The sequence below is a fragment of the Deltaproteobacteria bacterium genome (assembly GCA_028818775.1).
In the GTDB taxonomy this organism is placed as follows: Bacteria; Desulfobacterota; Binatia; order UBA9968; family JAJDTQ01; genus JAJDTQ01.
On the sequence record JAPPNE010000104.1, the window covers coordinates 46,206 to 53,392 of the forward strand.

General features: G+C 66.6%; 9 protein-coding genes. 2 read left to right on the forward strand and 7 right to left on the reverse strand.

Translation table 11 applies throughout. The features are described 5' to 3' along the window. Nucleotides 1-65: 65 nt before the first annotated feature. Complete coding sequence (locus tag OXU42_12495) at nucleotides 66-794, reverse strand: cytochrome c biogenesis protein CcdA (GenBank protein MDE0030207.1); 729 nt, start codon at nucleotides 792-794, stop codon at nucleotides 66-68. Between the two features lie 242 nt (nucleotides 795-1,036). On the opposite strand from OXU42_12495, the gene OXU42_12500 reads away from it, so the two are divergent. Together OXU42_12500 and OXU42_12505 are read left to right on the forward strand one after the other, a co-directional pair. Next, nucleotides 1,037-1,675 (forward strand): MotA/TolQ/ExbB proton channel family protein, encoded by a 639-nt coding sequence (locus tag OXU42_12500; GenBank protein ID MDE0030208.1) that lies wholly within the window; start codon nucleotides 1,037-1,039, stop codon nucleotides 1,673-1,675. Continuing rightward, complete coding sequence (locus OXU42_12505; GenBank protein MDE0030209.1) at nucleotides 1,672-2,088, forward strand: biopolymer transporter ExbD; 417 nt, start codon at nucleotides 1,672-1,674, stop codon at nucleotides 2,086-2,088. Before OXU42_12500 ends, OXU42_12505 begins: the two co-directional genes overlap by 4 nt. A gap of 103 nt (nucleotides 2,089-2,191) precedes the next feature. Here OXU42_12505 and OXU42_12510 read toward each other — a convergent pair whose 3' ends face one another. The 6 genes from OXU42_12510 to OXU42_12535 all read right to left on the reverse strand — a co-directional run bounded on the left by OXU42_12510 (nucleotide 2,192) and on the right by OXU42_12535 (nucleotide 6,708). Next, nucleotides 2,192-2,566 (reverse strand): hypothetical protein, encoded by a 375-nt coding sequence (locus OXU42_12510; GenBank protein MDE0030210.1) that lies wholly within the window; start codon nucleotides 2,564-2,566, stop codon nucleotides 2,192-2,194. Nucleotides 2,567-2,702: 136 nt separating this feature from the next. Then, the gene (locus OXU42_12515) at nucleotides 2,703-4,286 is read right to left on the reverse strand and encodes an acyl-CoA carboxylase subunit beta (GenBank protein ID MDE0030211.1); all 1,584 of its coding nucleotides are present in this window, start codon (nucleotides 4,284-4,286) and stop codon (nucleotides 2,703-2,705) included. Nucleotides 4,287-4,536: 250 nt separating this feature from the next. Continuing rightward, nucleotides 4,537-4,833: a GIY-YIG nuclease family protein gene (locus OXU42_12520; protein MDE0030212.1), complete on the reverse strand. Its 297-nt coding sequence runs from the start codon at nucleotides 4,831-4,833 to the stop codon at nucleotides 4,537-4,539. 348 nt (nucleotides 4,834-5,181) lie between these two features. Further along, nucleotides 5,182-6,324: a sodium ion-translocating decarboxylase subunit beta gene (locus tag OXU42_12525; protein MDE0030213.1), complete on the reverse strand. Its 1,143-nt coding sequence runs from the start codon at nucleotides 6,322-6,324 to the stop codon at nucleotides 5,182-5,184. A gap of 12 nt (nucleotides 6,325-6,336) precedes the next feature. Next, entirely contained in the window at nucleotides 6,337-6,453 is a 117-nt protein-coding gene (locus OXU42_12530) for an OadG-related small transporter subunit (protein MDE0030214.1), read from the reverse strand. Nucleotides 6,454-6,492: 39 nt separating this feature from the next. After that, a complete protein-coding gene (locus OXU42_12535) occupies nucleotides 6,493-6,708 on the reverse strand; it encodes an acetyl-CoA carboxylase biotin carboxyl carrier protein subunit (protein ID MDE0030215.1) in 216 nt (71 codons plus the stop codon). Nucleotides 6,709-7,187 lie beyond the last annotated feature (479 nt).

Here is a 7,187-nt window from a genome sequence, read left to right on the forward strand (position 1 = left end):
AACGACGGCCCAAATTGGGCTCGGCTGCGCCTCGCAAGGGTTGTCGGGTCGGTGGCGGGCCGCGCCTACAGCCGCGTCACCAGCCAGGCGGGGGTGAGGCGGAGGGCGTAGGCGTTGACGGCGGTCATGTTGTCGGTGACGAGGAGGAGGCCGACGGCGACCAGGAGAAGGCCGGCGGCGACGTGGATGGCGGGGAGCCAGGAGCCGAGGGCGCGGGAGAGGCGGAAGAACTGGTTCATGGCCAGGGCGCTGAGGAGCAGCGGCAGGCCCAGGCCGCCGGCGTAGGCGGAGAGCAGCAGCATGCCCCGGTACACTTCGCCGGAGGTGCCGGCCAGGGTCAGGATGGCGCCGAGGATCGGCCCGACGCAGGGGATCCAGGCCACCGCGAAGGTGAGGCCCACGAGCACCGAGCCGAGATAGCCGGCGGGCTTGCTGCGCAGGTTGAACTGGGCGTAGCGCTCCAGGGTGGCGACCCGGAAGAGTCCGGTGAGGTAGACCCCCACCACCAGGATGAACAGGCCCCCGACCACGCGCACCACGTCCTGGTAGCCGAGCAGCAGGCGTCCCAGCAGGCTCGCGGACGCGCCCAGCGCCACGAAGGCGATGGAGAAGCCCAGGACGAACGCCAGGGCGTTGCCCATCACCCGGCCGCTGCCGGCGCCGCCCTCGGTCATCTCGCGCGGCGAAATGCCGGAGACGAACGACAGGTAGGACGGGACCAGCGGCAGCACGCAGGGGCTGAGGAACGAGAGTGCGCCGGCGGCGAAGGCCACGATGAGGTTGACATCGCTCATGGGAGAACGCTTGGGGCGAGGCGCTTACCGGGGGCCATGATTAGATGATATGGCACAGGGGAGCACGGCACAAGATGGCGTCCTTCGACTTCGCGCCGCTGACGGCGCTACGCTCAGGACGAACGGGTGGATGACAAGCACCCACGCATACCCGTTCGTCCTGAGCGTAGCGCCGCGCCAGCGGCGCGAAGTCGAAGGACGCCATTTCATGCCCGCTCACGTGAGCACAAGGCGCTTCCGTCATGTTTGAATTCCTTTCCAAGGGCGGCTTTTTCATGGTGCCGATCCTGCTGTGCTCGGTCGCGGCGCTGGGGATCTTCGTGGAGCGGCTGTGGAGTTTGCGGCGGGGGCGGGTGGTGCCGGCGGACCTGGTCCGGCGGGCGGAGGCGCTGGTGGCGGACCGGGACCTGGCGAGGGCGACGGAGTTGCTGGGGCGGAGTCCGGCGGCGGTGGCGCGGGTGCTGGCGGTGGGCGTGCGCGTGGCCGGGCAGCGGCGCGACGTGATGAAGGAGCACCTGGAGGAGGCGGGGCGGCAGGAGGCCGCGGGGCTGGAGCGCTTCGTGGACACCCTGGGCACCATCGCCGGGGTCAGCACCCTGCTGGGCCTTCTGGGCACCATCTCGGGCATGATCGAGATATTCTCGGTCATCTCGACCCAGAGCGTGGTGGACCCGGCCACCCTGGCCGGGGGCATCTCCGAGGCCCTGGTCACCACCCTGGCGGGCCTGAGCGTGGCCATTCCCACCGTGGTCATGCACCGCTATCTCCTCAACAAGGCCAACGCCCTCACGCTGGAGATGGAGCGCCTGTGCACCCGCTTCATGGACCTGCTGAGCGAGGGCGCGGGCGACCGGGGCGACGGAGGCGGCGGGCCGGCATGAACTTCCGCACCCGCAGGAGAGCCGCCGCGGGCTTCATCGACATGACGCCGGTGGTGGATACCATCTTCAACCTGCTGATCTTCTTTGCCCTGTCCATGAACTTCCTGACCAACCCGGGCATCACCGTGGACCTGCCGGACGCCGCGGCCCCGGAGGTAGCGCGCCAGGAGCGCGACATCACCATCGCCATCACGCCGGAGGGCGCCGTCCGCCTCGACGGCGCGCCGGTGACGCTGGAGGCGCTGGGCGCGCGCCTGCGCGCGGCGGCCGCCGAACGGCGCGACGCCCAGGTGTTGATCCGCGCCGACCGGCGCGTGGCCCACGGGCTGGTGGTGACGGTGATGGACGCGGCGCGCGCCGCGGGGGTGACGCGGCTGGCCATCATGACGCGGCGGGAGGGGGGGCGCGAGTAGGGGTGGCGGGGTGGCCGGAAGGGGCTTCGCGCGGCCGACGGGCTGCGAGGACCGCGGGCGAGGACCCGGGCAAGAACCGCGGGCAAGGACCCCGGGTGAGGACCTACGGGAAGAAGGTCAGCTTGACCATGAAGGCCAGCATGGCCGGGATACCGGTGAAGACCGCGAAGCTAAGGACGGCGATCTGCTTCTCGAGTCTGGCGATGTCGTCCTTGGTGGCCATCGTGTTCTCAATTCTGGCAACCCTGCCCTCGAGCTTGGCCAGGGCTTCTTTGGTGGCCAGTTTGCTCTCGAGCCTGGCAAACTCTTGTTTGGTGGCCATTTCGAGCCTGGCAATGTCTTTCTCGAGCCTGGCAATGTCTTCTTTGGTTGCCATGTTCTCCGCTGGTGGCACGGCGCCGGCGGCGGCTTTCGCGCTGTCCGGGGAGGCCCCGGCTTCGACCAGCGCATCGTAGACTTCGGATACGATCAGGCCCATCGGCAGTCTCCAAGATGCGGCTCTCGCATGGGAAGGGCCGTTCCAGAACAAGAGACCAAGAAACGGCGGCAAAGTCAAGAACGGTCTCATAAGGAACTGTCGGCGCGCGGCGCGGCTTCTTTAGGGCACGGGCGCCCTACACCGGCATGACGCCGTGCTTCTTGACCGGCCTGGTTTCCTTCTTGCGGCGCAGGAGCGCCAGGCTGCGGATGAGGCGGGCGCGGGTTTCGGCGGGTGGGATGGCGGCTTGGGAGAATTGCTTGGAGAGGGCTTCGAAGGGGCCGTTGAAGCGCTCGTTGAACTCGGCCATCTTCTCGCGGCGGGTGCGTTCGGGGTCGTCGGAGGCGGCGATCTCGCGCCGGTAGAGCACGTTGACGGCGCCGCCGCCGCCCATGACCGCCAGCTCCACGCCGGGCCACAGCCAGAGCTGGTCGGCGCCCATCTCGCGCGTGCACATGGCCTGCTTGGCGCCGCCGTAGCCCTTGCGCAGCACGATGGTGATCTTGGGCACCGTGGCCTCTGCGTAGGCGTAGAGCATCTTGGCGCCGTGCCGGATGATGCCCTGCTCCTCCTGCTGCCGCCCCGGAAAGAACCCGGGCACGTCCATGAGAGTGACGATGGGGATGTTGAAGGCGTCGCAGAAACGGATGAAGCGCGCCGCCTTGTCCGAGGCGTCCACGTCCAGGCTGCCGGCCAGGAACATGGGCTGGTTGGCGACGAACCCCACCGGGTGGCCGTCGAGCCGTCCGAACCCGATGACCAGGTTGCGCGCGAACCGGCGCTTGAGCTCCAGGAACTCGCCCCCGTCCACCATCGCCCGAATGACCTTGACGATGTCGTAGGGCTTGCGCTTGTCGTCGGGCACCAGCTCCTCGATGCCGTCCAGGCGCCGCTCGGGGTCGTCGTGCGTGTCGCGGCGCGGCGGCGCCTCGTTGCAGTTGGCCGGCAGGAACGCCAGCAGCTCCCGGATCTGCGCCAAGCAGGCCTCGTCGTCCGCGTTCACCAGGTCCGCCACCCCGGACACCTCCGAGTGGATGCGCACCCCGCCCAGCTCCTCCATGGAGACCTCTTCGCCGAGCACCTCCTTGATCACCGGCGGCCCGGTGATGAACATCTGGCTGGTGCCGCGCACCATCAGGATGAAGTCGGTGAGCGCCGGCGAGTAGGAGGCCACGCCGATGCACGGCCCCATCACCGCCGAGATCTGCGGGATGGCGCCCGACGCGATGCTGTTCTCGAAGAATATCTCGCCGATGGCCGCGGTGACGCTGAGCCCTTCCTGGATGCGCGCCCCCACCGAGTCGTAGAGCCCGATGCAGGGCATCCCCAGGGAGCGGGCGGTGCGGATGCCGTTGGCGATCTTCTCTGCGTGGGCGCTGCCCACCGCCCCGGCCAGCACCGTGCGGTCCTGGGCGAACAGGTACACCGGCCGCCCGTCGACCCGCGCGAACCCGCACACCACCCCGTCCGTGGGCCGGCGCCGCTCCGCCATGCCGAAGTCCGTGCACTGGGTCTCGGCCAGCATGAACTCTTCCGTGAAGCTGCCCGGGTCCACCAGCCGCTCGATGCGCTCCCGCGCCGTGAGCTTGCCCTCGCCGTGCTGCTTGTCGATGGCGCGGGCGTCGCCCGCGAGGACGCCCGCCTCCAGGTCGGCGAGCTTGTGCTCGGGTGACTGATTCTCCGGTGTGAAATTGTCAGGGGATTTCGTTTCGTCCGCCATTTACTTCCCCGGTACAGGCCCGCGCTCAGCTTGCGCTTGCGTCCTTCGAGATGGCGTCCTTCGACTTCGCTCGGCAGACCTCGCTACGCTCAGGACGAACGGTTGATGGATCGAGATGGCGTCCTTCGACTTCGCTCGGCAGACCTCGCTACGCTCAGGACAAACGGTTGATGGAAACAGCGCCGTACTGCCATAACCGTTCCCGTTCGTCCTGAGCGTAGCGGAGCGAAGTCGAAGGACGCCATTCCCCCTACCGCGACCGCTCATGCCTGTTTTTCCCACGAGACAGCCGGTGAAGTCCAGCCCAGTCCCCACGCATCAGGGCTTCCTTCTTCTTTCGATTCCAGCCCTTGATCCGCAGTTCGGATTCCAGCGCCTCCGCTCGGGTCGGAAATGGACAGGAGTATGCCAGCGAGAATGGTTTCCGGGAGGCCGTGTATCCGAAGAGGCCGTCGTGGTGCTGCTGGAGGCGGTGCTCCAGGTCGTCCGTGTGGCCGGTGTAGTAGGAGCCATCACCGCAGCGCAGGATATAGACCCAGAAGCTCATGGCGGTGGGGGTTCGGAGGTTGCGTCGTTGGAGATGGCGTCCTTCGACTTCGCTCCGCTACGCTCAGGACGAACGGCAGGCATGGATGGCGCCCTTCGACTTCGCTCCGCTACGCTCAGGACGAACGGCGGGCATGGATGGCGCCCTTCGACTTCACTCCGCTCCGCTCAGGACGAACGGCGGGCATGGATGGCGCCCTTCGACTTCGCTCCGCTACGCTCAGGACGAACGGTTGTTGGGTTACAGCACGGTGGAGACCAACACCGTTCGTCCTGAGCGTAGCGAGGTCTGCCGAGCGAAGTCGAAGGACGCCATTTTTAAAACTGCGCCCTCTCCGAACCATCTTCCTCAGATGATCCCCATGCCGCGCAGCACGGACAGCATGATGGCGGCGGCGATGACGGAGCCGATCTGGCCGCCGGCGTTGGCGCTCATGGCGTGCATCAGCAGGTGGTTCTTCTTGTTGTAGCGCTGGCCCTCGTTCTGCACCACGCGCGCGGACATGGGGAAGGCGGAGATGCCGGCGGCGCCGATGAGCGGGTTGATCTTGCCGCGGCTCAGCAGGCACATGCCCTTGCCGAAGAGCACCCCCATGACCGTGTCCAGGCCGATGGCCACGAGCCCCAGGGCGAGGACCATGACGGTCTCGGTGCGCAGGAACGCGTCCGCGGCCATGGTGCCGCCGATGGCCAGCCCCAGGAGCAGTGTCACGATATTGGCGATCTCGTTCTCCGAGGCCAGCTTGAGCCGCTCCACCACGCCGCACTCCCGCAGGAGGTTGCCGAGCATCAGCATGCCGATGAGCGGCGTCCCCAGGGGCGCGATGATCGACGCCACCACCGTGACGATGATGGGGAAGAGGATGCGCGTTGTCCTGGAGACCGGCGCCTGCTGCACCATCCCCATGACGATCTGCTTCTCCCTGGCGGTGGTCAACGCCCGCATGATCGGCGGCTGGATCAGCGGCACCAGCGACATGTACGAGTAGGCCGCCACCGACACCGCTGCCAGCAGGTGCGGCGCGTAGCGCGAGCTGACGTAGATGGAGGTGGGACCGTCGCAGGCGCCGATGACGCCGATGGCCACGGCATCGAGCTTGCTGAACCCCAGTGCCAGGGCCAGCAGCACGGTCAGGAAGATGCCGAACTGGCCGGCCGCCCCCAGCATGATGATCCTGGGGTTGGAGAACAGCGGCCCGAAGTCGGTCATGGCGCCGATGCCGATGAAGATCAGCACCGGGAAGATCTCCGTGCGGATGCCGAAGTCGTAGAAGAATCGGAGCGTGCCCCCCTCGGCCATCAGTTCGGCCTGGGGAATGTTGACGAGGATGGCGCCGAAGCCGATGGGCACCAGCAGGAGCGGCTCGAAGCCCTTCCTGATCCCCAGGTAGAGCAGCCCCGCCCCGATGGCCATCATGACCACCTGGCCGAGCCCCAGGTTCGTAATGCCGTCAAGCAGCCCGAGGACGCCCGAAAAGATCGCGGATGTCATATTGTGAGGGTGTCAGGAAGGGAATACCTTCCGGATCAAAAGGATCAGCAGGCTCAGCAGCCACAGCACCACCAGCGTGCCGACGCTGCCCACCAGCGCAACCGTGAGGCCGAATTCCCAGGTGCCCATGTCAACCCTGCCGGGCGCAAGCCGTGCGCGGCCGCGCGGCTACTCGATCTCGGCGAGCTCCTCCCCCGCCTCCACCGACTGCCCCACCTCCACCTTGACTTCCTTGACCGTCCCGCCCGCCGGCGCCACCACCGGGATCTCCATCTTCATGGCCTCCATGACGATCACCACGTCGTCCTCTTCCACGGCTTGGCCGGGGTTCGCCTCGATCCTCAATATCTTGCCTACCATGGGGGCTGTGACGGAGGTTGCCAATGGATGTTCTCCTTGCGCGTGAAATTCGCCCTGGAGCAACAACTCCGTTCGTCCCGAGCCCTTCGGGAACTCGGGACAGGCTTCGCGGAGCGAAGTCGAAGGGACGGTTGCGGGCGGGCGCGATGGTCCCTTTATCAGGGTTTTGCGGGGACAAGTCAAACGAGCCGAGTTCAAGTTCTTCGATCGGGCGATATGGAAACGGCTTCCACGAGCCGCCTCCTCGATCACTCCCAGCCGGTCCACTTCCTTCACCGTGAGTTTCGCGCCAACCAATCACTTGACAATACTGAAAATATTTGACAAATTCTGAAACTCGCATGAAGATAGGGAACCGGGTAGAATGGTTCGTCTAGGCCTGTCAACAAAGTCGAGGACGCAGGCGGAGGCGGGATATCTTGAGGACTCTTCAAAACGGTCGGAAGGGACTGGGAATGTTGAAGCGAAATTTCGCAATAGCATTGGCCGTCGCCATGGTGATG

Coding starts and splice junctions, on each gene's coding strand:
- OXU42_12530 (MDE0030214.1), bottom strand. CDS start 6,453: ATGGGCACCTGGGAATTCGGCCTCACGGTTGCGCTGGTGGGCAGCGTC.
- OXU42_12525 (MDE0030213.1), bottom strand. CDS start 6,324: ATGACATCCGCGATCTTTTCGGGCGTCCTCGGGCTGCTTGACGGCATT.
- OXU42_12510 (MDE0030210.1), bottom strand. CDS start 2,566: ATGGGCCTGATCGTATCCGAAGTCTACGATGCGCTGGTCGAAGCCGGG.
- OXU42_12500 (MDE0030208.1), top strand. CDS start 1,037: ATGTTTGAATTCCTTTCCAAGGGCGGCTTTTTCATGGTGCCGATCCTG.
- OXU42_12515 (MDE0030211.1), bottom strand. CDS start 4,286: ATGGCGGACGAAACGAAATCCCCTGACAATTTCACACCGGAGAATCAG.
- OXU42_12520 (MDE0030212.1), bottom strand. CDS start 4,833: ATGAGCTTCTGGGTCTATATCCTGCGCTGCGGTGATGGCTCCTACTAC.
- OXU42_12495 (MDE0030207.1), bottom strand. CDS start 794: ATGAGCGATGTCAACCTCATCGTGGCCTTCGCCGCCGGCGCACTCTCG.
- OXU42_12505 (MDE0030209.1), top strand. CDS start 1,672: ATGAACTTCCGCACCCGCAGGAGAGCCGCCGCGGGCTTCATCGACATG.